Annotated in this window: 20 protein-coding genes and 1 pseudogene; 16 read left to right on the top strand and 5 right to left on the bottom strand. The window is 44.1% G+C overall.

Annotation, left to right across the window (positions count from 1 at the left end):
- Position 1 precedes the first annotated feature (1 nt).
- Entirely contained in the window at positions 2–997 is a 996-nt protein-coding gene (locus AC2VE5_RS07240; protein WP_486887096.1) for an alpha-L-glutamate ligase-like protein, read from the top strand.
- Positions 998–1,003: 6 nt separating this feature from the next.
- Here AC2VE5_RS07240 and AC2VE5_RS07235 read toward each other — a convergent pair whose 3' ends face one another.
- Entirely contained in the window at positions 1,004–2,707 is a 1,704-nt protein-coding gene (locus tag AC2VE5_RS07235) for an iron uptake porin (protein WP_486887095.1), read from the bottom strand.
- A 162-nt stretch (positions 2,708–2,869) separates the two neighbouring features.
- On the opposite strand from AC2VE5_RS07235, the gene uvrA reads away from it, so the two are divergent.
- Entirely contained in the window at positions 2,870–5,851 is a 2,982-nt protein-coding gene (gene uvrA, locus AC2VE5_RS07230) for an excinuclease ABC subunit UvrA (protein ID WP_486887094.1), read from the top strand.
- Positions 5,852–5,857: 6 nt separating this feature from the next.
- Here uvrA and AC2VE5_RS07225 read toward each other — a convergent pair whose 3' ends face one another.
- From AC2VE5_RS07225 to chlP, 3 genes are all read right to left on the bottom strand, one after another.
- On the bottom strand, positions 5,858–6,052 hold the full coding sequence (locus AC2VE5_RS07225; protein ID WP_486887093.1) for a hypothetical protein: 195 nt from the start codon (positions 6,050–6,052) through the stop codon (positions 5,858–5,860).
- 134 nt (positions 6,053–6,186) lie between these two features.
- Positions 6,187–6,423 carry a type II toxin-antitoxin system Phd/YefM family antitoxin gene (locus AC2VE5_RS07220; RefSeq protein WP_486887092.1) on the bottom strand — a complete coding sequence of 79 codons (237 nt, stop codon included), beginning with the start codon at positions 6,421–6,423 and terminating at the stop codon, positions 6,187–6,189.
- 177 nt (positions 6,424–6,600) lie between these two features.
- Entirely contained in the window at positions 6,601–7,821 is a 1,221-nt protein-coding gene (gene chlP, locus AC2VE5_RS07215; RefSeq protein ID WP_486887091.1) for a geranylgeranyl reductase, read from the bottom strand.
- A 335-nt stretch (positions 7,822–8,156) separates the two neighbouring features.
- On the opposite strand from chlP, the gene AC2VE5_RS07210 reads away from it, so the two are divergent.
- The 14 genes from AC2VE5_RS07210 (at position 8,157) to AC2VE5_RS07145 (ending at position 26,090) form a co-directional block, all read left to right on the top strand.
- Positions 8,157–9,173, top strand: coding sequence for a sulfate/molybdate ABC transporter ATP-binding protein (locus tag AC2VE5_RS07210; protein WP_486887090.1), 1,017 nt, complete (start codon positions 8,157–8,159; stop codon positions 9,171–9,173).
- A gap of 42 nt (positions 9,174–9,215) precedes the next feature.
- Entirely contained in the window at positions 9,216–10,865 is a 1,650-nt protein-coding gene (locus AC2VE5_RS07205; RefSeq protein ID WP_486887089.1) for an ABC transporter substrate-binding protein, read from the top strand.
- 4 nt (positions 10,866–10,869) lie between these two features.
- Complete coding sequence (locus tag AC2VE5_RS07200; protein WP_486887088.1) at positions 10,870–11,895, top strand: ABC transporter permease; 1,026 nt, start codon at positions 10,870–10,872, stop codon at positions 11,893–11,895.
- 151 nt (positions 11,896–12,046) lie between these two features.
- Positions 12,047–12,508 (top strand): ribosome maturation factor RimP, encoded by a 462-nt coding sequence (gene rimP / locus AC2VE5_RS07195; protein ID WP_486887087.1) that lies wholly within the window; start codon positions 12,047–12,049, stop codon positions 12,506–12,508.
- Positions 12,509–12,543: 35 nt separating this feature from the next.
- Positions 12,544–13,815 carry a transcription termination factor NusA gene (nusA, locus tag AC2VE5_RS07190; protein ID WP_486887086.1) on the top strand — a complete coding sequence of 424 codons (1,272 nt, stop codon included), beginning with the start codon at positions 12,544–12,546 and terminating at the stop codon, positions 13,813–13,815.
- A 65-nt stretch (positions 13,816–13,880) separates the two neighbouring features.
- Positions 13,881–14,123, top strand: a complete 243-nt coding sequence (locus tag AC2VE5_RS07185; RefSeq protein WP_486887085.1) for a YlxR family protein — start codon at positions 13,881–13,883, stop codon at positions 14,121–14,123.
- Between the two features lie 551 nt (positions 14,124–14,674).
- The gene (infB, locus tag AC2VE5_RS07180; protein ID WP_486887138.1) at positions 14,675–17,710 is read left to right on the top strand and encodes a translation initiation factor IF-2; all 3,036 of its coding nucleotides are present in this window, start codon (positions 14,675–14,677) and stop codon (positions 17,708–17,710) included.
- Between the two features lie 121 nt (positions 17,711–17,831).
- Positions 17,832–18,038, top strand: coding sequence for a hypothetical protein (locus AC2VE5_RS07175; protein ID WP_486887084.1), 207 nt, complete (start codon positions 17,832–17,834; stop codon positions 18,036–18,038).
- Between the two features lie 342 nt (positions 18,039–18,380).
- Positions 18,381–19,736, top strand: coding sequence for an efflux RND transporter periplasmic adaptor subunit (locus AC2VE5_RS07170; RefSeq protein WP_486887083.1), 1,356 nt, complete (start codon positions 18,381–18,383; stop codon positions 19,734–19,736).
- A gap of 68 nt (positions 19,737–19,804) precedes the next feature.
- On the top strand, positions 19,805–23,008 hold the full coding sequence (locus AC2VE5_RS07165) for an efflux RND transporter permease subunit (RefSeq protein WP_486887082.1): 3,204 nt from the start codon (positions 19,805–19,807) through the stop codon (positions 23,006–23,008).
- Between the two features lie 682 nt (positions 23,009–23,690).
- Positions 23,691–23,873, top strand: coding sequence for a hypothetical protein (locus tag AC2VE5_RS07160; protein ID WP_486887081.1), 183 nt, complete (start codon positions 23,691–23,693; stop codon positions 23,871–23,873).
- Complete coding sequence (locus tag AC2VE5_RS07155) at positions 23,845–24,414, top strand: histidine phosphatase family protein (RefSeq protein ID WP_486887080.1); 570 nt, start codon at positions 23,845–23,847, stop codon at positions 24,412–24,414. The genes AC2VE5_RS07160 and AC2VE5_RS07155 overlap by 29 nt, the downstream gene beginning before the upstream one ends.
- Before the next feature lie 115 nt (positions 24,415–24,529).
- On the top strand, positions 24,530–25,198 hold the full coding sequence (locus AC2VE5_RS07150; protein ID WP_486887079.1) for a Fe2+-dependent dioxygenase: 669 nt from the start codon (positions 24,530–24,532) through the stop codon (positions 25,196–25,198).
- A gap of 123 nt (positions 25,199–25,321) precedes the next feature.
- Positions 25,322–26,090, top strand: a protein-coding gene (locus AC2VE5_RS07145; protein WP_486887078.1) for an IS5 family transposase whose coding sequence is annotated in 2 segments (ribosomal slippage) — positions 25,322–25,477 and positions 25,479–26,090 — 768 coding nt in all. Because the reading frame shifts where the segments join, the coding sequence is not laid out codon by codon here.
- On the opposite strand, the pseudogene AC2VE5_RS07140 reads toward AC2VE5_RS07145, so the two are convergent.
- Positions 26,083–26,290: pseudogene (locus AC2VE5_RS07140) on the bottom strand (IS630 family transposase); the annotation flags it as partial. The gene AC2VE5_RS07145 and the pseudogene AC2VE5_RS07140 sit on opposite strands and share 8 nt — an antisense overlap.
- Positions 26,291–26,490 lie beyond the last annotated feature (200 nt).

The following is a 26,490-nucleotide window of genomic DNA, read 5'->3' as shown; positions in this document are numbered from 1 at the left end:
TATGTTTTCACTCAAACAGTACGGCATTTTAGGAATTAATGCTCGCAACTTAGATTATCTGTTTCCCACAAATCCACGTCGGCTTTATCGCTACGCTGACAGCAAATTAGAGACAAAGAAAATTGCTCAAAGTATTGGTGTTGCTACTCCAGAAACTTATGGAGTAATTACATTTCAAAATGAAGTAAAAAATTTAGCCAAAATTCTGCAAAAGTATAAGTCTTTTGTTGTCAAACCTTCCTCTGGTAGCGGCGGAGATGGCATTGTAGTTATTAAGGATATGACAGAAGCGGGTTATTGTAAAGCTTCTGGTTCAATTTTGCAGCCAGAGGATTTACACTTTCACATCTATAACATCTTGAGCGGGATGTTTTCGTTAGGTGGAAATAGTGATGAGGCAATTATTGAATATGCGGTACAGTTCGATCCCGTATTTACAGAAATTGCTTATCAAGGCGTACCCGATATTCGCGTAATTATTTATAAAGGCGTTCCAGCAATGGCTATGTTGCGTCTCCCTACCCGCGCTTCTGATGGTAAAGCAAATTTGCATAGAGGCGGTGTAGGTGTAGGAATCGATCTGGCTACAGGTACAACATTAGCAGGGATTCAGAACAATCGCTATATTGACAACCATCCAGAAACAGGACATCCGTTGTGTGATCGCCAAATTCCCCACTGGCAAACTATATTAGATATGGCTGCTAAGTTGGGCAATAAAACTGAGTTTGGCTATCTCGGCGTTGATATCGTTCTCGATTGCGAAAAAGGACCGTTGTTGTTAGAAATTAATGCTCGTCCTGGACTATCTATTCAAATTGCAAATCGAGAGGGATTAATTGGACGGCTAGAAGCAATTGATGCTGATTTGCCAAAACTAACAGGCACTCAAGCCAAAATCGCCTTTGCTCAAGAAAAATTTGCTGTAAAAGTCCCTGCAATTAACCCAGCTAAAACGACGGATAATCAAGCTCAATCCTTCATCAAAGTAGGGTAGCTATCCTCAAAACTTAAAGGTAGTACGTACAGTTCCTACATAAATAGCGTCATTTTTGCCGTAGTGTTCTGGATTAGTGATTAATAATAAGCCTGGAGTAATAGCGATATTATCAGTAGCTTGCCAGCGATAGAAAAATTCTAGGTGCAAAGAAGTATCTTTATCGGTATTTGCACCTAGATCGTTATAGATGACTTTAGGCGGTTGTCCGATGACAATGCCAGCTAAACTATTTTCTTTACCTAAATCAGGAAAAGCGATCGTTACCGCGTAGTGAAAAATATCTGCTCTTGGTTTACCTAAAATATCTTCGGCGGTGGCTGTGGTCAAACCCAGCCAACTACTAATAGTCAAACTAGGATTTACTTTAATGTTAGTTTCCACTCCATAAGCATTTGTAATTATATTATTGCTTTCATCGTCAAAAGGATCGTTGGCAAGTTCGCTACCTGTACTGGTGTCGAGGTTATTATAAGAGCGCAAATAGGTTAAACCTAAGCTAATATCGTTAACTGGTTCTAAAATTAATTGGGCAACAGTTCCATATCTCTGGTCTACTTGCAGATAACCTAAAACAAGTTCGATATTATTGTTTGGTTCCCAAGTCATTTGCACAAAAGTACCGTCAGTCTTACCACTAATGCTTGATTCTGTATCCTCGTCCTCTTCGGCATTAGCATCGCCAAGTCCAACGCTAAAACTCGCAGCATTGCTAAATTCATATTTGAGACGCACTGCTGCACCAAAGTCTTTTCTATAAATAGGGCTATACCTACCAAAGCGGGAAATAGCACCACGTCCGCTACTACTAAAACTATTACTAGAATTGGCAACAATGCGGACATCAGTGCTATCAGTAGTAATGTATAAATTTGTCTGTTTGCTAATAGGAAAGCTGTATTCTAATTGATTAATATCAAATTCATTGTCGCTATCTCCTTCAAATCCTAATCGTGCCATTTCTGTACCTGTAGCATTATCAAATCTAGGTGTATTTTCAGCTTCTAAGCGCACTCTCAAGCGATCGCTTCCAGTAAAGCTAGTATCAAAGTTTAGCCACACGCGATCGCTTAAAATTAGATTATTTTCTACTTCTTCATCATCGTTAGCTTGGCGACTTCCTCTAGCAGCACTGACGGCAAAAATTACTTCTCCTGAAAATTTGGTCGTAGGAGAAAACTGTTGTACTTCTAGCTGGCTTGTCTTGACGGCTATGTTATCTGTTCGTTTTTGCAGGGTTAATTCTGAAGCAAATTCTAATTGCAACCTCTTGATAGTAGCTAAGTCAGTCTTTTCCTGGATGTTTAGGTCATTGCAGCGACTAATAACAGCATTTAGCAGGGAAGCAAATTCATATCTTGTTATTTGGCTTGTGGAGGTATCCTTGCTAGTTACTCCGTAGCGCTCTAATAAGGATTTCAAAGCCTGAAAACTCCAGTCAGTAGTTTTAATATCTGCTAATCGCTCGACGGGGGTATGGCGATCTCTTATTTCTAAATCTGATAAGTTTTCGTTAGCAACGGTTTTAGTTGTATTAAAAATGCTTGTTAGTAGTAAAAGGATACTTAGGATAATTGAATTTAGGTTAATAGCAGCCTTGACCTTGATTGAGTTAGGAGGTTTTATTTGGGCAATAGCCACAAAGACGCTAAGGGCGCGCAGGCAAGAGGGAAAGAGTTTTATATCTAAATTGCGACTGTAAGGGGACATTCCGCATACCTTGTAACATTGTTGCTATAACTAAAACCTTTAGTAGGATAGAGGTTTATTTTGCATCTGTGAAATTTTCTTGCTGTGACTAAAACTTCAGCTTAGTCACAGTCTTAAGAGTTGCAGCGCTAAAATTATTAAGGACTATTTCGCGCTGCCTCTATGTCTCACAATGCTGACATTTCAGATGCTCAACTAGAATCTACCAACGGACATCATCTAAGTCCTAGCAATACTATTCGCATTCGCGGCGCTCGACAGCACAACCTCAAAAACATCGATTTAGAATTACCGCGTGATCGCTTAATTGTGTTTACGGGGGTTTCAGGTTCGGGTAAGTCTTCCCTAGCTTTCGATACCATCTTTGCTGAAGGACAGCGCCGTTATGTAGAATCTCTCAGCGCTTACGCTCGGCAGTTTTTGGGGCAGCTAGATAAGCCAGATGTCGAAGCAATTGAGGGCTTGAGTCCGGCTATTTCTATCGATCAAAAATCTACTTCTCACAATCCCCGTTCTACGGTGGGAACAGTTACGGAGATTTATGACTATCTGCGCTTGCTATTTGGACGAGCGGGAGAGCCTCATTGCCCAATTTGCGATCGCTCGATTGCGCCTCAAACTATTGACCAAATGTGCGATCGCGTTATGGACTTGCCCGACGGTACGCGCTTTCAAATCCTTGCTCCTGTCATTCGCGGTAAAAAGGGTACCCATCGCAAATTACTTTCAAGTTTAGCTTCCGAAGGTTGGGTAAGAGCAAGGGTAAATAATGAGGTGCGCGAGCTATCCGACAACATCGATTTAGATAAAAATTATACTCATACTATCGAGATTGTCATTGATAGGCTAATTAAAAAGCCTGGTATTGCCGAACGCTTAGCCGATTCTCTTGCTACTTGCTTGCGTCTTTCTAGTGGAATTGCGGTTATTGACTTAATAAATGATACATCGGGTAAATCAGGTGGAGTCCAGTCTGATAGTAAGTATAACCCAACTAGCGAAAAAATAGCCCAGGAAAATGACGATTTAACCTCTACAAATACGCCTAATTCCTATCAAAATGAATTGATTTTTTCGGAAAACTTTGCCTGCCCAGTACATGGCGCAGTTATGGAAGAATTATCGCCCCGTCTATTTTCCTTTAATTCCCCCTACGGTGCGTGTCCAAATTGTCATGGGTTGGGGAGTTTGCAGAAGTTTGCAGCAGAGCTTGTAGTCCCCGATCCCCAAGCACCCGTATATGCCGCGATCGCTCCTTGGTCGGAAAAAGACAACTCTTACTACCTATCGCTGCTTTACAACGTCGGACAACAATGCGGGTTTGAGATTCAGACTATTTGGCACAAACTTACTAGCGAACAGCAGCAAGTAGTTTTGCATGGTAGCGATAAACCAATATGGATCGAAGATCGTAAAGATTATCGGCGTTATGCGGGAGTGCTGCCCATCCTCCAGAAGCAGTACAACGAAGCAAGTTCGGAGTTGCAGAAGCAAAAGTTGGAGCAATATTTAGTCAACCAGCCCTGCGAAGTCTGTTTAGGTAAGCGGTTAAAACCCGAAGCGCTGGCAGTGAGGTTGGGACAGTATCGAATTACGGATTTAACGAGCGTTTCGATTGGGGAGTGCCAGCAAAAGTTGCTGAAAATGCAACTAAGTGATCGCGCTCTGCAAATTGCTGACTTGGTGCTAAGAGAAATCAAAGCTAGGCTGCAATTTCTCTTAGATGTGGGTTTAGACTACCTCACCCTAGATCGTCCGGCGATGACGCTCTCAGGGGGCGAAGCGCAGCGAATTAGACTCGCAACGCAAATTGGTTCGGGGTTGACGGGAGTATTGTACGTTTTAGATGAACCAAGTATTGGCTTGCATCAACGAGACAATGGGCGATTATTGCAAACTTTGACTAAGCTGCGAGATTTGGGTAATACGCTAATTGTGGTCGAACACGATGAAGAAACAATTAGAGCCGCCGATTATTTAGTAGATATTGGTCCTGGTGCTGGTATTCATGGCGGTTATATCACGTCAGAAGGCAATTTAGAGTCGTTATTAAATGCCGAAGATTCACTGACAGGTGCGTATTTATCAGGAAAAAGAGTGATCGCTACCCCTAGCCAACGCCGCGAAGGCAATGGGCGAAATTTAGCGATTAAAAATGCTTGTCGCAACAACTTACAAAACATTGATGTCAACATTCCTTTAGGCAAACTTGTTAGCGTTACCGGGGTTTCTGGGTCAGGAAAATCTACCTTAGTCAACGATTTACTTTATCCAGCTTTGCAACATCAACTCACGCGCAAAGTTCCTTTACCGCAAGGATTAGATGAAATTGACGGACTAAACGCCGTTGATAAAGCGATCGTTATTGACCAATCTCCCATTGGGCGTACTCCTCGTTCTAACCCAGCTACTTATACAGGAGTTTTTGATGTCATTCGCGAAGTCTTTACCCAAACAATTGAAGCCAAAGCTAGAGGTTACAAAGCCGGACAATTTTCCTTTAATGTCAAAGGCGGACGTTGCGAAGCTTGCGGCGGGCAGGGAGTAAATGTCATTGAAATGAATTTTTTGCCGGATGTTTACGTGCAGTGTGAAGTCTGCAAAGGCGCGCGTTATAACCGCGAAACTTTGCAAGTCAAATTCAAAGACAAATCCATTGCTGATGTTCTAAATATGACAGCAGAAGAAAGTCTAGAGTTTTTTACAAATATTCCTAGAGCCGTAAATAGATTGCAAACCTTAGTAGATGTCGGATTGGGTTACGTGCGCTTGGGACAACCAGCCACTACTTTATCTGGCGGTGAAGCCCAACGGGTAAAATTGGCATCAGAATTATCGCGTCGCGCTACCGGAAAAACTCTTTATTTAATCGATGAACCAACTACAGGTTTATCTTTTTATGACGTGCATAAATTGCTAGATGTATTGCAACGATTGGTAGATAAAGGCAACTCAATTTTAGTTATCGAACACAACTTAGATGTAATTCGTTGTTGCGATTGGGTGATAGATTTGGGACCTGAAGGTGGGGACAAAGGCGGCGAATTAGTTGCGGTAGGTACGCCCGAACAAGTAGCCAATAATCCGCGTTCTTATACAGGAAAATATTTAAAACAAGTATTGCAGCAACATTCAGCAAAATAAAGCATTTTAGCGACGGACAGCAGCATATATAAAAGCGATCGCCATCGGAATTACAATCGGTAAAGCTACTATTAGTCCCCATTTGCCAATTTTAACTTCTTGCTCTCCGTCGCTTTTGAAAAATAGGAAAACAATAGCAGTTCCCATTACTGCCCACAGACAGCCAAAGGCAATGAAAATAATAAATATTGAGTCATCCATGAGGTGTTTTTAACTATAGAGATGGGAAATGCGATCGCAATTCTAAAAAGTATATGTCTCAACAGTTTGGACAGATAAGCATTCTATCAAAGGGGTCACGATGTAAGGAAAGATATCAGTATCTAACAAAATCTTCACTTGCCCTCAAATGCACTGATAATATCTTCTGGCAAAGGAGCGTCAAAATCATCTAGAACGGTAAACTCGCCAGCACATAAACCATAAGGTCGTAATTGCTTGCTGTTGGCAGTAGGTTTAAGTTCAGAAGTCGCTTGATCATTTTCAACAATAACTAAAGTTTCACTTGCCTCTACTTGACGGAGATATTTCAATGGGTCGCTTTGTATTTCATCAACAGTGACATTCAACATTACATTGCCTCAATAAAAATATCCGCGAAAGTGTTCAATAAAAGCTCTAGTATTTCTAATCTACTTGCTATTTTATCTAGGAACTAGCCAGCAAAAAGGGCAGGCGAGAAGCCTACCCCAGGAAAAATTTATTTTTATTGCTCAATTTCAAATTTCCGCAGGTCTAAACTCCCCTTTTTAAGGAGCGAGAGCATTACCACGAATCAAACTACCAAGCGTTTTAGCTGTAATTTTGAGTTGGGTAAAAGGATTTGCTGGTACTACAGTTTTGTACAAGTAACTATCAAAAGTTAGCTTCTGCACATCCATATCCGCGCACATTTCTACAAACGCCTCGCGGGTAGCATCAGTGCGATAAAACACTGATTGCAGAATGTCTAAAACTTTGTAAGTTAAACCATACTTTCTATCCCAACGCTTGAGGTAAAGCTTAAGATCGCTTTCAGTGGGAATTTTTGCACCACTATTGGAAACTTCAATAATTGTTTCCGCGCACATCCGCCCGGATTTAGCTGCAAAATAAATCCCTTCGCCAGAAGACTTAGTAACATAACCTGCCGCGTCGCCGACTAAAGCAACTCTACCTACTACGCGGCGGGGTCTTGGATGTTCGGGGATTGGGTGAGCTTCAACTTTAATAATTTCGCCGCCAACCAATTTTTTGGCTGCACGAGCGCGGATACCTGCTTGCAATTGTTTGATACTAGCTTTGTGTACCTGCATTGTCCCTGTACCAACCGCTACGTGGTCGTATTTGGGGAAAACCCAAGCGTAGAAATCGGTAGAAACATCATCGCCTACATACATTTCCGCTAAGTCATTGTAGTAGTCCATTTGAGCTTGAGGTAAACGGATGCGCTCTTGAAAAGCGATCGCATAGTTATAATCCCCCGCATCAATTTCTTTGGCAATGCGTGAATTCGCACCATCTGCGCCAATAATCGCGTCTACCTTCAAAGTTTTAGCAACGCCTTGAGAACCACCTTCGTTGTGGTCTACATAATGGATGGTATAAGGATCGCTATTATTAGTTGGAATATCTAGTTTATGAACGGTAGCATTAATTAAATTTGCTCCCAAGCTCGCTGCGCGATCGCGCATAAAGCCGTCTAGTACCTCGCGGCGGCACATACCAATATATTCGTCTTCATTAACCAAATTGATATCTACTTCGCGGTTTGAGGGCGAAATCATTTTCATTTTCCGCACTCGGCGGTCAATGATATGTGGTGGCAAATCGAACTCGCTGACCATACATAAAGGAATTGCCCCACCGCAAGGCTTGGCATTGTCTAGCTTGCGCTCGAACAAAAAAGTCTCAATTCCTGCTTTCGCCAGTGTTTCCGCAGCAGAGGAACCTGCGGGTCCTGAGCCAACAACAGCAACTCGTAAAGTCAAAGCTATTCTCCCAATCTTCTACAGCTAAGGATTGCATGGTATCACGGACTTTTTGCCCTTTCACCTAGATAAGGGCAAGATCCGCCTATTTTGAAATACAGCTTAACAACTCAATATAAAAGTTAAGTAACGATCTATAGTTTTGAGGCACAAATTTTGCATTTTTAGCGTTAATCTCTTTCCACCCCTAGGATATATGTTATAAAACTACTGTATTCCTATAGATAAACCGGGAATTACAAATTAAGGCTCAAAGGCGATCGCAATAAAGTTGAAGAATAATATTATTCACGCCTTTAGACTTAACTTTTTCTACTGTATAAAGAGGTCTTGCCGTGGGCATAGTTGTTGAAAAGGTATCTAAAAATTTTGGCAGTTTCAAAGCCGTTGATGAAGTTAGTCTAGAAATAAAAAGCGGCTCTTTGGTGGCTTTACTTGGGCCATCAGGATCGGGCAAATCTACCTTACTACGGCTAATTGCGGGGCTAGAAATGCCCGACCGAGGCAAGATTTGGCTAACGGGCAAAGATGCGACCGAACAAAGCGTCCAAGAACGTAATATCGGCTTCGTATTTCAACACTATGCGTTATTCAAACATTTGACAGTGCGGCAAAATATCGCCTTTGGTTTGGATATTCGCAAAACAAGCAAGCTTAAAGTCAAAGCGCGGGTAAATGAATTACTAGAATTAGTGCAATTGATGGGACTTGGCGATCGCTATCCATCGCAATTATCCGGCGGTCAAAGGCAGCGAGTAGCCTTAGCCAGAGCGCTTGCCGTCCAACCCCAAGTATTACTTTTAGATGAACCATTTGGCGCACTTGATGCCAAAGTCCGTAAAGATTTAAGAGCTTGGCTGCGGCGACTGCATGATGAGGTTCACGTGACAACGGTATTTGTTACCCACGACCAAGAGGAAGCGATGGAGGTAGCAGACGAAATTGTGGTTATGAATAAAGGCAATATCGAACAAATTGGCACTCCCGCTCAAATTTACGATCATCCGGCTACAGCGTTTGTAATGAGTTTTATTGGTCCTGTCAACGTTTTACCTAGTAACTCGCGCATTTTTCAAGGTAATGGGTTTCACTCAGCTTCCCCAGAAGTCTTCTTACGTCCTCAAGATGTAATTGTAGAAAGAGAACAAAATGGTACTACTGTACCCGCTAGAGTTAGTCGTTTAATTCATTTAGGTTGGGAAATCCAAGCAGAACTAACTTTAGATGACGGTCAAGTAGTCACCGCTCACCTTAGCCGCGAACGATTTGACGAACTTCACCTAGAACCGCAACAGCGAGTTTATGTCAAGCCCAAGGACGCTAAATCATTTCCGTTGTACTATTCAATTTAACAAAGCTGTGCGTTGCATTTAATTAAGTAGTTAATTCAAAACATGATTGATTTTCGCTTGTCTATTAAAAAATGGATATCTATAGTCAAATTTTTAGGTTTAGCGTCTGTATGTTGTTTGCTTGTAGTTAGCTGTAATAGTCGCCCAAATCCAGATCAAACTACTACAACTCCCAGCAATGTAAGTAACACTCGTTTGAGCGTGGGTACAACCTTAAAACCGCGTACCCTAGATCCTGCCGATAATTACGAACTTGCAGGCAGTAACGTAATGACAAGTTTGAGCGATCGCCTATACACATACAAGCTAGGCACGAGCGAACTTGTACCCCAACTAGCTACGGCTTTACCCAAAATTAGCCCCGATGGTTTAACTTATACAATCCCCGTCCGTCAAGGAGTTGTTTTTCACGACGACACGCCTTTTAATGCCGAAGCTATGGCATTTTCTTTAAATCGATTTATAACTAATGGCGGCAAACCCGCCGCGCTGTTGGCGGATGTGGTGCAATCGGTTGCAGCCTCAGCAGAGTACGAACTAACAATTAAACTCAAAACTGCGTTTGCAGCGTTTCCTTCCTTACTAGCTTTTCCGGGAATGTGCGCGGTTTCTCCCAAAGCTTACGAACTTGGCGCTGGCAAATTCAAGCCTGGTATTTTTGTGGGTACAGGTCCTTACAAATTAGTTCAATTTTCGCCACAATTAGTCAAAATGGACGCTTTTCCAAAGTATTGGGGACCCAAACCATCTAATACAGGGGTTGACATTCAAATTCTTAGTAGTTCAGCTAATTTGTACAATACCTTTCTCAAAGGCGGAGTCGATATTGCTTACCAAACTTTTAGCCCCGATCAAGTTGAAAGTCTCAAACAACAAGCAAATCAAAAGGGATGGCAAGCATTAGAAGAAAAAAGCAATGTCGTCACCCACATGATGCTGAATGTTTTGCAAAAACCCTTAGATAACTTAGCAGTTAGACAAGCTTTAGCCTTTGCCATTGACCGCCCACTAATCACCGAGCGCGTGTATAGAAAGCAAGCAGAAGCGCTATACAGCATGATCCCTAGTACCTTTGATAGCTATCAACCTATATTTCAAACTAAGTACGGCGATGGCAATGTCGCTAAAGCCAAAGAACTTTTAGCTAAAGCCGGATACAGCGCAAGTAATCCGCTTAAGTTAGAAGTATTTTATCCAGCCAACTCTTTAACTAGAGAACAAATTGCGAGTACGTTGAGAGAATACGCCAGCCAAAGACTAGAAGGCATAATCCAAATTCAACCGCAAGCAGAAGAATCAACGACATTTTTCGCCAATATCGGCAAAGGATTGTATCAAATAGCTTTATTAGATTGGTATCCAGATTTTGGCGATCCCGACAACTACATTCAACCCTTTTTAGGTTGCGCCAAAGGCAGCGAAGCTAGTGGTTGCACTGAAGGAGCAAGTCAAAGTCAAGGATCGTTTTATTATAGCGATCGCATGAACAAACTAATTGCCCAGCAGCGTCAAGAACAAAACCCCCAAGCTAGAACAAAAATCATCACCGAAATTCAGCAATTGGTAGCCACCGACGTACCCGTCGTCCCTCTAGTCCAAACAAAAGACTATGCTTTTGGTCAAAAAGGACTGCAAGGCTTGCAAATACACCCGATTTTGAAGCTTCCCCTCTGGCAAATGAGCAAAGGATGAAATAATGTCCAGATCCAAATCCCTGCACTATTACATCCTTGTCCGCTTGCTGTTAGTACCGCTCATGCTGCTAACAATTACCACCGTTGTATTTTTATTGCTACGGGCGACCCCTGGCGACCCCGTGGATGCGGTGCTAGGAGTCCGCGCTCCCGAAAGTGTCAAACAAGAGTACCGCCTTCGATTGGGGCTACTAGATCCCTTGTGGCTGCAATACATTCGTTACCTAGGTAGCCTGCTGCGCTTAGATTTAGGAACTTCAATTACCAGCCAAGGCGAATTAGTTTGGGACACTATCAAGCAATATTTCCCGGCTACGGTAGAACTAGCAGTTTTTAGTATGGCGACGGCTTTATTAGTTGGTATTACAGTCGGCGTAATCTCCGCTTCTCGTCCCAACTCTTGGTTAGATGTAGGCGGGCGATTGTTTGGAATTATTACTTATGCCCTGCCTTTATTTTGGGTAGGAATGCTCGTACAATTAGTTTTTTCGGTACAACTAGGGTGGTTTCCATTAGGTTCGCGCTTTCCCCCATCAACAGTCGCTCCGGTGGGTTTTACCGGACTCTATACTGTCGATAGCTTACTTAATGGAGACTTAGGCAGCTTTTTTACAGCATTATACTACTTGTGTTTGCCTAGCCTAACTTTAGGCGTACTATTAAGCGGCATTTTTGAGCGGATTGTGCGCGTCAACCTCAAGCAAACCCTCCGCGCAGACTATATAGAAGCTGCCCGTGCTAGAGGCATCTCCGAACGGCAAATTTTACTAGGTCACGCCCTAAAAAATGCTCTAATTCCAGTAATTACAATTTTGGGCTTAACCTTCGCGTCTTTACTAGGGGGAGCGGTGCTAACTGAAGTTACCTTTTCTTGGCCAGGACTTGCAAATCGACTTTACGAAGCAATTTCCTTACGGGATTACCCTACAGTGCAAGGAATATTAGTATTTTTTGCCACAATAGTAGTGCTTGCGAGTATTGCCATCGATATTCTCAATGCCTACATCGATCCCCGGATTCGCTACTAATTAGGCTAATTCGCCAAGTCCCTCCTACACCGATAATCGCTGAATGCGATAAACTCAAAGTACGAGCAGCCAAGTCTTGATTGCTCGTGAAAACTTCTTAGAAATAGTGTTTCAGGAAGTGGGTATCTGCCCACTTTTTTTGTGTCCTAAAATGGCTCACCCCTTAGTTCCCCAAATTATCGAATTGGCGACACCAGTAGCAGCAGAACTGCAACTGGAATTAGTTGGAGTGGTTTTTCACACTAATCAAAACCCGCCCGTACTAAGAATAGATATTCGCAATCCCCAGCAAGATACCGGGTTAAATGACTGCGAACGGATGAGTCGGGCAATAGAAGCAACTTTAGACGAGACAAATATTATTCCCGATGCCTATGTATTAGAAATATCTAGCCCTGGGATTTCCAGAGAATTAACTAGTGATCGCGAATTTATATCATTTAAAGGTTTTTCTGTCATTGTCAGCGCCGCAAGTCCCCACAAAGGACAACAAGAGTGGACGGGGCTGCTGATTCGCCGAGACGATACGGCAATTTATCTAAATATCAAAGGTCGAGAAGTCGCCATTCCTCGTTCTCTAGTCACTAAAGTGCAACTAAACGAGCGTCGTTAACCACTAAAAATTTGTCCCCTATATGAGGTTTTCCCATGTCAATGGTTAGTATTCCCGGACTCAAAGACTTGATTGAAAATATCAGTCGCGAACAAAATTTACCCAAGCATTCCGTCCAAGAAGCCTTAAGAGAAGCCTTAATTAAAGGCTACGAACGCTATCGCCGCGCTCAAAACTTTGATAAACGTACTTTTGATGAAGAATACTTTGACAATTTTGAAGTAGAACTTGATGTCGAGTACGGCGGCTTCCGCGTTTTGGCGACCAAAACCATCGCCGAAGAAGTCAGCGATCCCGACCACCAAATCGCCCTCAGTGACGTGCAAGAATTTGAAGCTGAAGCCCAGCTAGGTAACGAAGTAATTCTAGATGTTACCCCAGAGAAACTAGAATTTGGGCGCATGGCTGCGATGCAAACAAAACAAGTATTAGCCCAAAAATTGCGCGATCGCCAGCGCCAGATGATTCAAGAGGAATTTCAAGATCTTGAAGGCGCGGTACTCCAAGCTAGAGTGCTACGCTTTGAACGTCAATCAGTCATTATGGCAGTCAATAGCGGCTTTGGTCAGCCGGAAGTTGAAGCCGAGTTACCCAAACGCGAACAATTACCCAACGACAACTATCGCGCCAATGCTACATTCAAAGTCTTTCTCAAAAAAGTTAGCACTGGTCAGCAAAGAGGGCCGCAACTATTAGTTTCTCGCGCAGATGCGGGTTTGGTTGTGTATCTTTTTGATAACGAAGTCCCCGAAATAGAAGACGAAGTTGTCCGCATTGTCGCCGTAGCAAGAGAAGCCAACCCACCATCGCGTTATGTTGGACCCCGCACCAAAATTGCTGTCGATACTCTAGAGCGCGATGTCGATCCCGTCGGTGCTTGTATTGGCGCTAGAGGATCGCGGATTCAAGTCGTCGTCAATGAATTACGCGGTGAAAAAATCGACGTGATTCGTTGGTCTCCCGACCCTTCTACCTATATTTCCAACGCCCTCAGTCCCGCAAGAGTGGATGAAGTGCGGTTAATGAATACCGATAATCGTCAAACCCACGTCTTAGTCGCTGAAGATCAACTCAGTTTAGCGATCGGCAAAGAAGGTCAAAATGTCCGTTTAGCTGCCCGGTTGACAGGCTGGAAAATTGACATCAAAGACAGCGCTAAGTACGATCGCGAAGCAGAAGACGCTAAATTTGCCCTATTAGCCGCCCAATACCAAGCTCAAGCCGAGCAAGAGGAAGAATATGAATATGACGAAGACGAGCAATATCAAGAAGTTGCCGAAGTTGAGTCCACAGATATTACTGCTTGATAACTAAACAAGTCAAAACCAAGTATTATTGATACAATTTTCTTATCTATGGTCTTAGGGCATCCATGAAACCCAACTATCGCCGTTGTATTAGTTGCCGCCGCGTGGCGCTAAAACAAGAATTTTGGCGAATTATCCGCGTCAACCCCTCCGGACAGTTACAATTAGATCGAGGCATGGGGCGTTCGGCTTATCTTTGCCCGCAAGCGGACTGCTTGCAGGCGGCGCAAAAGAAAAATCGGTTAGGGCGAAGTCTTCGTACACCGATACCACTAAGCGTTTATGACACATTGTGGCAGCGCCTATAGTCACGCCCTGACTGACTCAGCCCCAAAAGCACAACTATTATTTTTTGTTAATGACACCAAGCATTTTGGCATCTCACCAACTGAATTACTTGTCAATAGATGTTAACTACTTTCAGAATAGGTTAGTGCCAAAATAGTAAAATGATAAGGTATTGGGATAATTTAACCTAAATAGGCAAGTTGACAGCAAATTTTTTTTAGTAGGCTAGTGCAAGAAAACAATAACAGCCATACATACACCATAAGTTCTCTAACATGGAAGCTACTGCCGCTATTAAGCAGTATTGGCTCCCTTCAAGAGAAGTATTGCCTAATAGCAGGTATGAAAGCGACTTCAGGAGGCGTTGCCCCAAGCAAAGCTATACCCCTACAAAATCTAGGGAGCTTGATGGAGTGCCTTGCAAACGATGAAAACATCTCTCTTTCTTGGTTGGAGGCACGGGCAAAAAAATGAACCGCAACCAATAACCCAGGACTTCAGTGAATGGAAACACTTGTCAAAAACTATGGCAGCCATTCAATTACAACTGTTAAGCAAAGAGGAAGAGTGGATGAACAACAGCAAAGTTAGAATTTACGATTTATCAAAGGAATTGAATTTGGATAACAAAGAGCTACTAGCCATTTGCGAACAGCTCGATATTAGTGTGAAGAGCCACAGCAGCACGATCTCAGAAGATGAAGCAGAACGTATTAGGACAGCAGCAGAAAAACAAATAAAACAAACCGTAGGTATAGCTCCCCAACGCAAAGAATCAACAGCTAGTTCAAAGGCAAACTTACAAATGTCCAACGTCACTAAACCAAAACCTGCTCCTAACAAACAACAAATTTTGGAAATTCGCAAACCCAAAGTAGAAACTGCTAGTAGTGAAGCTCCAGACCAGCAACCTACTTCTCCCGAATCCGAACTCAAAAACCCCCCCGCTCCCCGAACTAGCACCCCGCCCGTCGCCCCAACGCGACCCGTACAAGCACGCTCAGCACGCTTGAATGCCGAAGCTGGGGCAGACCAAGACCTATCAGAATCTGTAGATAATAGTACCGCCGCACCACCAAAGCAATTTGAACCACCGAGCAGACCATCTACGCCGAAAGTAGCTCAAACAGCTAACTTGTCGGCAAACGCTCCAGAGCGACCAGTTTTAAGAAAACATCAACAGCAAAACACCATCGAGGCAATGCCGGGAGGTGCTAGAACCGACGCACTGCCAGAGCGACCAACTCGACGCACTAGCCCTAGCCCAGTAGGAGCCAGAACCGAGCTAACGCCCAAAGGTCAACCAGGTGTAGAACTAAATAGACCTAGACCAATTAGGGGGAGTGAGGCAACTAGCCCCAAACCCATGCGTCCAAAAGCGACAGTAATTGGGGACGATATTGACCGCTCAGAAGACGATGATAGCGTTCGGCTGATTGATGAAACCGAAGAACTACTAAAACGCCCCAGCTTACCGCGTCCAGTCAAAGGTGGAGCGAAAAAATGGCAAGAAGAAGAAATCATTGATGACGGACAAGATTCGGTCAAGTCGGGCAAGGCAGCAACAAAACTCAAGCGCCTCAAGCCAATTATCGACCTAGAAGACGAAGAAGACTTAGACGACGCTCTCGACCTAGATGCGCCAGTACAAGTTAGCCTCTCCGTTGCTCGTCCACCTAAACAAAAGTCGGCCCGTGTAAGTTCGCCCGCAGGCAGCCCGGTCACAATTACCGCCGCCGCCCTAAGAACTAAAAAGGCTAACTCCTCTCGCAGCGACAATCGCCGTCGCCATGAGCCAGAAGTAAAACAAGAACGTCCAGAAAAGATTATAGTTACAGGCAATTTGACCGTCCAAGAACTAGCTCAAGAACTTTCAGTTCCTGATACCGATATCGTCAAAATATTGTTTATCAAAGGGATGGCGGTCAATATCACCCAAAACTTGGATATTCCAACAATTACGATGGTGGCGAGTGAATTAGGCACAGAAGTAGAAACTCAAGCGCCAGAAGCCGAAGCTCGTAAAGTTACAGAAATGGTAGAAGCAGAGGACTTAGACTACCTCCAGCGTCGTCCGCCAGTCGTCACGATTATGGGTCACGTAGACCACGGCAAAACTACTTTATTAGACTCAATTCGCAAAACTAAAGTAGCTCAAGGCGAAGCTGGGGGAATTACCCAACACATCGGTGCTTACCATGTTGAAGTAGACCACGACGGCAAGAAAATGCCGATTGTTTTCCTAGATACTCCCGGTCACGAAGCTTTTACAGCTATGCGGGCGCGAGGGGCTAGAGTAACAGACATCGCGGTGCTAGTAGTAGCTGCCGACGACGGCGTACGTCCGCAAACTATTGAAGCAATTAGCCACGCTCAAGCGGCGAAAGTGCCAATTGTTGTAGCAATCAACAAAATTGACAAAGAAGGCGCTCAACCAGACCGCGTTAAGCAAGAACTAACTCAGTTCAACTTGACACCGGAAGAATGGGGCGGCGATACAGTCATGACTGCCGTTAGTGCGATTAAAGGCGAGAATTTAGACACTTTATTAGAGATGATCTTGCTAGTGGCAGAAGTCGAAGAACTTTCTGCTAACCCCGATCGCTTGGCGAAAGGTACGGTAATTGAAGCTCATTTAGATAAAGCTAAAGGCTCAGTGGCGACGCTGTTAGTGCAAAACGGGACATTGAGAGTAGGTGATGTTTTAGTCGCAGGTTCCGCCTTCGGTAAAGTCCGAGCGATGGTCGATGACCGAGGTAGACGAGTAGATGCGGCGAGTCCCTCTTTTGCCGTCGAAGTATTGGGATTAAGTGAAGTCCCGGCGGCAGGCGATGAATTTGACGTATTTGAAAGCGAAAAAGAAGCAAGAGCGATCGCTGGAGTGAGAGCCGACAAACAACGGCAATCGCGCTTGATGCAAGGACGAGCTACTTTGACTACCCTTTCGGCTCAAGCTCAAGAAGGCGAACTTAAAGAACTCAACTTAATTGTCAAAGCCGATGTCCAAGGCTCTTTAGAGGCAATTATTGGCTCCCTCAAACAACTGCCACAAAACGAAGTTCAAATTCGCTTGCTCTTAGCGGCTCCTGGAGAAATTACTGAGACAGATATCGATTTAGCGGCAGCTAGTAACGCGGTAATTGTTGGCTTTAATACTACTCTTGCTAGTGGCGCTAGACAAGCGGCAGATGAGGCGGGCGTTGATGTCCGCGAATACAACATCATTTACAAACTATTAGAAGACATCCAAGGCGCTTTGGAAGGTCTGCTAGAACCGGAGCTTGTAGAAGAATCCCTCGGTCAAACGGAAGTACGTGCTGTATTTACTGTTGGACGGGGCGCGGTTGCTGGTTGTTATGTTTTATCCGGTAAGCTGGTACGCAACTGCAAAGTGCGCGTCAATAGAAACGGTAAAGTTGTATTTGAGGGCGCACTTGATTCCCTTAAGCGGATGAAGGAAGATGTGCGTGAAGTCAATGCTGGGTACGAATGCGGTATTGGCATTGATAAATTCAACGACTGGGTAGAAGGTGACATAATTGATGCCTATCAAATGGTAACTAAGCGCCGGACGCTGACCATGGTCGCTGCGGCGGCTAGTAAGTAAGTTTCACATTCATAATTCTAGGGTTATGAATGTGAAAAAGTAGAGAATTAGATTGAAGTATTTAATTTTCTACTTTTGCCCCAATTAATTACAAAATGCGAAAACTGAGGACTAAAAATATATGGCTCGTTTTCTAAATGCTACCGATCGCCAAGCAACGGAACCACCCCACATTTGGGAGCGACTAAAATCTGCGATCGCTTCTAGCTCGGGTTTTCAACGTTGGCAAGTAGAACGTCACAGCTTTGACCATCAACTCCAGTCTCTAAGCTTAGATCATCAAGTGCGTAGCTATTTGCGCGAAACTCTGGAAACTCTAGCTTACTAAAGCTAAAGTTCAAAACTAACAGGCAAAGTTCTAAAGGTGAGAACTTTGCCTATTTTAATTAACTAACCTGTAATTTCTAGAACCAAGCAATATTTTAACTCTTGGCGAAGCTAAAACATTGCCTAACTAAATTATAAAATGTGGAAATAGCATACGTTAATTAGATTTAAGCAAGAACCTAAATAAGTAAATTTTTGATTATTAAAAGTTAATAAACTAGATAGTAAAAATCATGGGTTTTTATAGTTAGAATACGAACTAACGAAAATTTACCAAAATATATCAATAGCTCTGCTTCTTGATTTCGTGACTGTAAAGATGTCAACTGTTAGGCAACGAAAGATGGATGAATTAGAATCTACTAAAAATAGAGATGAAACTAAAACAGAGCAGATTATTATTGAAAATAAATTTATAGCGATCGCCGAGCGGGAAACTGAAGCCCAAAGTCAAATAGGAACAACACCATCAAAATCAAAGCTAAAATGGCTGGGAATTTTAGCAGCGCTTTTGATAATTGGTGGGATTGGTTTGGGATGGCGATGGTGGAATAGCAAGTCAACCCAAGAAGCCGCACCACCCCCAGGAATTCCAGTAAGAGTAGATACGGTAGAATCGGGAACAATCTCCGAAAGCTCCGATTATGTAGCCAGCATCCAGTCGCGCAAATCCATAACCCTCCAGCCCCAAATCAACGGTAGAGTAGAGCAAATTTTTGTTCAACCAGGGGCATTTGTGCAAGCAGGAACGCCGATTATGCAAATAAATCGTGCCGAACAACAAGCTGCCGTCAAAAGTGCGTCCGCCGCCGCCAATTCTAATCGAGCAGCGATCGAAAACGCCAGAGCTACACTGACATCCTTACAAGCAGAAAGGCAATCTAGCCTGTCTAGTTTGAGCTTCAACCAGCAACAATACAACCGCTATCGCAACCTTTACCAGCAAGGTGCTGTAACTAGGCAGCAACTAGAAGAAAATACCGATGGGTTGCGAGGGGCGCAAGCAAGTTTAGCCCAAATTGATGCCCGAATTAAAGCCCAACAAGCAGCGATTTCTCAAGCTCAACAAACCTTAGAGCAATCTTTAGCAGAGGTCAACGAGCAACAAGTCCAACTCCAGTATTATCGAGTCACCGCTCCCTTTAGTGGCACTGTGGGCAACATTCCCATCAAAATAGGCGACCAAGTTACGCCTGCAACAAACTTAGCCAATTTGACAGAAAATCAAAATCTAGAAGTCAATATTTCAGTTCCCATCGAACGCGCGCCAGATTTGCAGGTGGGAATGCCTGTAGAATTGCTCAATGCTCAAAACGAAGTTATAGGTAGAAGTCGAATATCGTTTATTTCTCCTAGCGTCAACAATGAAACCCAATCGGTGCTAGTTAAATCGCTATACGAAAATAGTAATGGGCAATTGCGATCGCAGCAGTTTAGCCGCGCTAGAATAATTTGGGACAGACGACCAGGGGTATTAGTGCCAACTACGGCAATATCTCGTGTAGCTGGGCAAGATTTTGTCTTTGTCGCCGAACCTAAGCAAAACTTGCAAATGGTAGCAAGGCAACAGCCAGTAAAATTAGGCGCAATTCAAGGCAACAGTTATCAAGTTATTGAAGGATTGAAAGCTGGAGAAGAAGTAGTCACTTCTGGTATTCAAAAGCTGTCTAATGGCGCACCCATTGTCCCTGAGCCTTAAAGCAAGGAGAAGATACTCGCAAATTTGATTGAGTAGTTCCTCTCGCTAATACCCCTTACCTATTGCTTATGTTTGTTGATTTTTTCATCAAGCGACCGATTTTTGCTACTGTCTGCTCTCTCATCATCATTTTGGTAGGGGCAGTGAGTATAGTAACCCTACCAATCGAAAACTATCCAGATGTCGCACCCACTACGATTACCGTAACTTCCAACTATACGGGAGCCAGTGCGGAAGTCGTAGAAAGTGCGGTAACAACAGTTCTAGAAAGGCAAATCAACGGTGTTGAGGGGATGGAATATCTGACCTCCACCAGCACCAGCGATGGTGTAAGCACCGTAACGGTTACGTTTGAGCAAGGACGAGATAAAGATATAGCCGCCGTTGACGTGCAAAACCGCGTATCGATTGCCTCTCCTCAACTACCAGCATCAGTAAATCAAACGGGAGTCACCGTTGCTAAAGATTCCGGCAATATTCTTCTAGGAATTGGGCTATTTGCTAAAGAAGGAGAGTATGACAACTTATTTATTAGTAATTATGCCGACTTGTATTTAGTCGATGCGATAAAACGGTTGCCGGGAGTAGGCAATGTCCAAATTTTCGGCGAACGACGGTATGCTATGCGGCTGTGGCTAGATCCAAGTCGGCTGGCAAGTCGCAGCTTGACGACTCAAGATGTAGTCAATGCTTTAGAAGAGCAGAATTTACAGGTAGGGGCGGGGCAAATCGGTCAGCAACCAGCGCCAAAAGGACAACAGTATCAAATTAACTTGCAAGCAGTTAGCCGCCTCAAAGATCCCGCAGAATTTGGCAATATAGTGCTTAAAACTGGTAGTGATGGCACTTTAGTTAAGCTCCAAGATGTGGGACGGGCAGAATTGGGTGCGCAAAGTTACAACGGCTTTTTACGCTTTAGCGGTCAAGAAGCCGTCGGACTAGGCATCGGTCAACTTGTAGGTAGCAACGCCTTGGATATAGCACGAGAAGTGAAAGCCGAAATGCAAAGATTGTCGCGCAACTTCCCCCCTGGGCTTTCCTATCAAGTTGCTTTTGATACTACAGAAGCGGTAGAAGAATCGGTAAAAGAAGTATTGATTACGCTGGCGATCGCAATTCTCCTAGTTGTTTTAGTAATTTATCTATTCTTGCAAGACTGGCGCAGTACCTTGATTCCGTCGGTGACAATTCCTGTGTCTTTGATCGGTACTTTTGCCTTTATCAAGGTTTTTGGTTTTTCCATCAACAGCTTGACATTGTTTGGTCTGATTCTGGCAACGGGGTTAGTCGTAGATGATGGGATTATCGTTATTGAAAATATCACCCGGCTAATTGAAGAAAAAGGCATGAACCCCGTGCAAGCAGCTTCCGAAGCGATGGCGGAAGTAACGGGGGCAGTAATTGCCACTTCTTTGGTACTAATGGCGGTTTTCGTCCCCGTCGCCTTTTTTCCTGGAGTCACCGGGAAGTTGTACCAACAATTTGCCTTGACGATCGCTTTTTCGATTGTTTTATCTACTTTTAATGCTTTAACTCTTACTCCTGCCTTGGCTGCTGTTTTATTAGGGCAAACACCAAAGCCGAATAACTTCTCTCTTGAAAAGGTTGGGGGAGGGAGACCACTCCCCCCAACTTTTCGCTTTTTCAATAGCATCAACTGGGTACTGGAAAAAACACGCCGGGGTTACGCGCATTCGTTGAGGCTGATTACCCGCTTCAAAGGTTGGGTCATGCTGGCATTTGTGGGCTTACTGGGGGCAACGTTCTTTTTATTCCAAATCGTTCCTAGTGGATTTGTCCCCGATGAAGATCAAGGCTTTTTTGCAACCATCATCCAAGCCCCCGAAGGTGTATCCCTGGAGTACACCAGCGACATCATGGCACAAGTAGAAGAGAAACTACTAGCAGTCCCAGAAGTTACGGGTACTTTCGCCGTTGGTAGTTTTAGTTTTGGCGGCGGTGGTGCTAATGTGGGGACAATTTTTACTACGCTCAAAACTTGGTCGCAAAGAGAGCGATCGGTAGAAGATATTATTACTGAATTAACAGGTCCATTTCTAAGTATTCCTGGGGCGATCGTTTTGCCAATTAATCCCCCACCCGTACAAGTTGGTAGTAGTTTGGGTGGCTTTGATTTTCAACTCCAAGATCGTGGCAATGCAGGTTTAGTAACTCTTGCTCAAGCCACGCAAGAGCTAGTAGGCAAAGCAAATACAACGGGCAAACTTGTCCGCGTCAATAGTACGTTTGCCATCAATGCACCGCAGTTACTTATAGAAGTAGATCGCAACCGCGCCAAAGCATTGCAAGTTTCCTTGGAAGATGTATTTAATACCTTACAAACATTTTTAGGATCTTCTTATGTAAATGACTTTAACTTGTTTGAACGCACCTATCGCGTTTACGTACAAGCCGACGAGCAATTTCGCTCTAAACCAGAAGATATAAATTTGCTGTATGTGCGGAGTCAAAACCCAGAAAATCCCCAAATGATCCCTCTGAGCAACTTAGTTAAAGTTACTCCTACAGTTGGACCTCAAATCATCAACCATTACAACCTGTTTCGCTCTACGCAAATTACTGGTTCCCCTGCGCCCGGTTCTAGTTCCGGTCAAGCGATCGCCACAATGGAGCAGTTAGCGGCACAAAACTTACCTACAGGGATGGATTATAGTTGGTCGGGTTCGTCTTTAGAAGAGATTAAGTCTGGTGGACTTGCACCTTTAATTTTTGGTTTGGGTTTTGTATTTGTATTTTTAGTTTTAGCTGCTCAGTACGAAAGCTATTTCGATCCGTTGATTATTCTCATGGCTGTACCGTTAGCGATTTTAGGCGCATTATTGGCGCAGTTGCTCCGTGGTTTGCCCAATGATATCTACTGCCAAATTGGTTTAGTCATGCTGATTGGTTTGGCTAGTAAAAATTCAATTTTGATTGTTGAATTTGCAAATCAATTGCGAGACAAGGGTTATTCCATCACTAAAGCGGCAGTGGAAGCGGCTCAAGAGCGTTTGCGCCCTATTTTGATGACGGCGCTATCGTTTATATTTGGTATTTTCCCTTTAGTTATAGCTGATGGTGCGGGGGCAGGAGCGCGTCGATCTTTGGGTACGGCGGTGTTTGGTGGAATGGTTGTTTCTACTTTCCTCAGTTTATTTATTGTTCCAGTGTTGTACATTATTGTTGGTACGCTCCGCAGTCGCTGGCAGAAGCGACATCAGCCTAATTTACAACTCCAGCAAGCAAAAAGTCAGCCTAGTTCCAAAGTTTGATGATTGCCAAAGTCTCAAAAATTTAAAGAGTAACAAAAAAAGCTAGAGCGTAGACAGCATAAAACAGGTGTGTGATTTGTGTGGAAGGCAAGAACGCACGCCCGCAATATTATTTAGCTCAATACATCATCGCAAGACCTTGGGCTAATTTAAGTCATTACGATCTCGATTGGCTGCACCTATTAATTACATTCTTGAAACGAAATTGCGATCGCCAGGATTGAAATTGCTCCGCTACAAGATTTTTTTGCTTAATAGCGATATCTGACATCACTGATTAAAATAGCGCAGGCAAGAATCAAAACATCGATAGGAGAGATGCGGAGGCAATATTCTCACGCTCCCACCCTCCTGAATTGAGAATTATTGACAACAATTTTCCGATAACCTAAACTAATCGTACCAAATCATTTTGCGAGGAAAAGAGATGGCTTGGAGTCGCCGTCATTTAATTATTTTGATTTTTGGATCAAAATATGCTGGCTCTTTAATGCAAAAATTTATTGTTAATTGAGCATTCGCGCTCGAAAGAGCATTTTGTTGCACGTCAAATCTTGACTCAATGGTGCTGAATCGATAGTCCGAGCAAGCAGGCAGTTCTCTGGTCTTAGTTAATTATTAGTGTGGTTGAGGTAAATTATGAACTTAGGAAAGGTAAAACTCCGGGTAAGGGTAGGCGCTTATGTTCTTTCCGATGCCGCAGGAGTGGCGATCGTTGCACCGGAGCGTGCCGCAGAAGCAGTCTCAGGGCAGGGAAATACTTGCCAATACTGAGATTCCGGCTCTGATGCCCGATCGCTCACCAGTCCTGAAGATAGTCCAAGGTGGTGAAGGTGGTGAAGCAGGGACCAACTTTCAAGGATAAACTTAGTGGCACGCAACTGTTAAAGGCCTTGCGAAATGGTGGCTATGTTATTTACTTCAGACACGCCCAAACTGAAAAAGATTACGCCGATCAAGTCTCAGCAAAAATGGGAGATTGTTCTACTCAACGGATGCTAAGTGAAGTTGGCTGGCAGCAGTCACGGACGATTGGTCAGGCATTTCAAACGTTGAAGATTCCCGTGGGTCAAGTTTTCTCCAGCGAGTATTGTCGTGCCTGGCAGACAGCAGATATAGCGTTTGGTCGCTTTGAAAAGAGAGCATCTCTAAACTTTCCACCATCTGAAGATTATACTGAGGCGCAGAAAGCTCAGATGCGGACTGCGGTGATGCCATTCCTTACTACCATGCCTGCTAATGGGACCAACGTAGTCGTTGTACGTCATGATGACTTATTTGATGCGGCAACGGGAATTTATCCAGGGCCTCAAGGCGTTGCCTATATTGTGAAGCCAGATGGCAAGGGTAAGTTTGAAATCGTTGCCAACGTGCTACCTGAAGAATGGTCAAAATTGGCTCGTTAGCAGGGTTGAAAGCTTACTAATAGATTCGGCTCAACTGGACAATCATAGACGATGCCACTCTAAACTGCTCCGGCTGTTAAGGTGGCAACCTATTCCCCCGATTTAACGTATCGCCATGATTCTGTATATTGACAATATTCTCACTTCTACAGAGCTAGAAACTGCGATCGCTAAATTAGAAACGGCAAAGTTCATTGATGGCAAAGCTACGGCTGGCTGGCACGCTCGCTTGGTCAAAAATAATAGCCAGCTTCCCCAAGGGTCAACCGCCCTTGAGATCGTTCGAGATATCATCAATGTGGCTTTACAGAGGCACGTTCTATTTCAAATGGCAGTGCGCCCCCACATTATTCGTCCAATAACCATTAGCCGCTATGATATCGGCCTGACCTATGGCACTCACGTTGATAATGCTGTGATGCACGATCCCTTGATGCGATCGGATGTGTCGATGACATTATTTCTCAGCGATCCTGCTAGTTATGAGGGCGGAGAACTGATAATTGAAAGCACCCAAGGTGAGGCAGGGTTTAAGTTGCCTGCCGGAGCGGCTATAGTCTACCCTTCATCAACGTTGCACCGCGTGGAAGCCATTACTAAAGGTGTGCGCCTAGGGGCGGTGACATGGATTCAGAGTATAGTGCGCGATCCTCAGCAGCGCGAGATTTTATTTGATCTAGATACAGCCCGCCAAATGTTGTTTGAGGCTTCCGGCAAAACCCCTGCATTCGATCTAATTTCTAAAAGCCATGCCAATTTATTACGCCAGTGGATGGAGCTTTGATATAGAAACCCAGCGCTTAATGTCTATCCGAATCAATCAGAACTAAGAGGATGTTTGAGAAGTAAGAAAGCCCTCGAAACGATAGCCTGTCAATAGCAAATTATCTGACAGGTTTTGAGAGCTATGAGTTTATCGTATCCGAGTAACTTGACTCCAGACCAATGGGAACTTCTAGCAAGTCTGATTCCGGTAGCAAAAGCTGGCGGTCGTCCTCGTAATGTCAATATGCAAGCGGTGGTCAATGCCATTCTTTACATCCTCTGTGCTGGTTGTGCGGGCGCGGATGTTGCCATCGGACTTTCCCTGCTGGCAAACGGTTTACCACTACTTCCGGGCTTGGCGCATTGACGGCACTTGGGAACGCATCAACCATAAACTCTATCAATGGGTGCGAGTGAGCGAAGATCGAGACGCTTCTCCCAGCGCTGCTATTTTAGATAGCCAATCGGTAAAGACAGCGACTCCTGTTGCCCTTGAGGTCGGTTACGACGCGGCTAAACAAGTGAAGGGACGCAAGCGTCATTTATTAGTGGATACGTTGGGGTTGGTGCTGGTAGTGGTGGTAACCGCCGCCAGCGTCCCCGAACGAGCAGGAGCCAAACTTGTTTTCGCACGACTTGAACAAGTGCGACAGTGGGTGCATCGGCTGGTACTCATCTGGGTCGATGGTGGCTACCAAGGACAAGATTTCATGCACTTCGTGATGGATACTCATCGTTGGATTATTGAGCCAGCGCTGCGCAAAAATCCTGTCAAAGGCTTCGTGCCTATTCCTCAACGATGGAAAGTAGAACGCACTTTTGGCTGGTTTAATTGGTGCAGGCGATTGAGTAAAGATTGTGAAATCTTGCCGCAAACCTCAGAAGCGTTTATCTATAGCAATCCTAGATGAGCCGTGGAAAGACGGCATACTCAAATAACTTTGGGAAATTAAAGGTTTGACCGTGAGTTACAAGTTCAAACAGTAGTTTGACAAGTGAGAATGAGCCACACAGGTGATAGAACTCTCGTAGGAATTGTTTAGCCTGTAACCAAACATCTAAGAGCAGGATTTTGTTCTGGAGCATTAGGGGCAAACCGACGACAAGTGAGTTGCCAGAACTGTGGTTCGTGTATTAAATGTCAAGTGTTTTGCGTGTCGTGACAGATTATTGTCGGGTAGTTGACGCGAAAAGGAAGTTCAGATCGAAACGACAAGTACAGATCGCTTGCGAATAGAAACAAAAAAATAGAGCGATTAGGATGATAGAGAATTGTTCAAGCGCTCGGTAGCAGCCTGACGACGGTAGCTA

The sequence above is a fragment of the Aliterella sp. E5.1 genome (genome assembly GCF_057473825.1).
The sequence above is the reverse complement of the archived record's forward strand: the minus strand, read 5'-3'. Positions and strand labels throughout refer to the sequence as shown.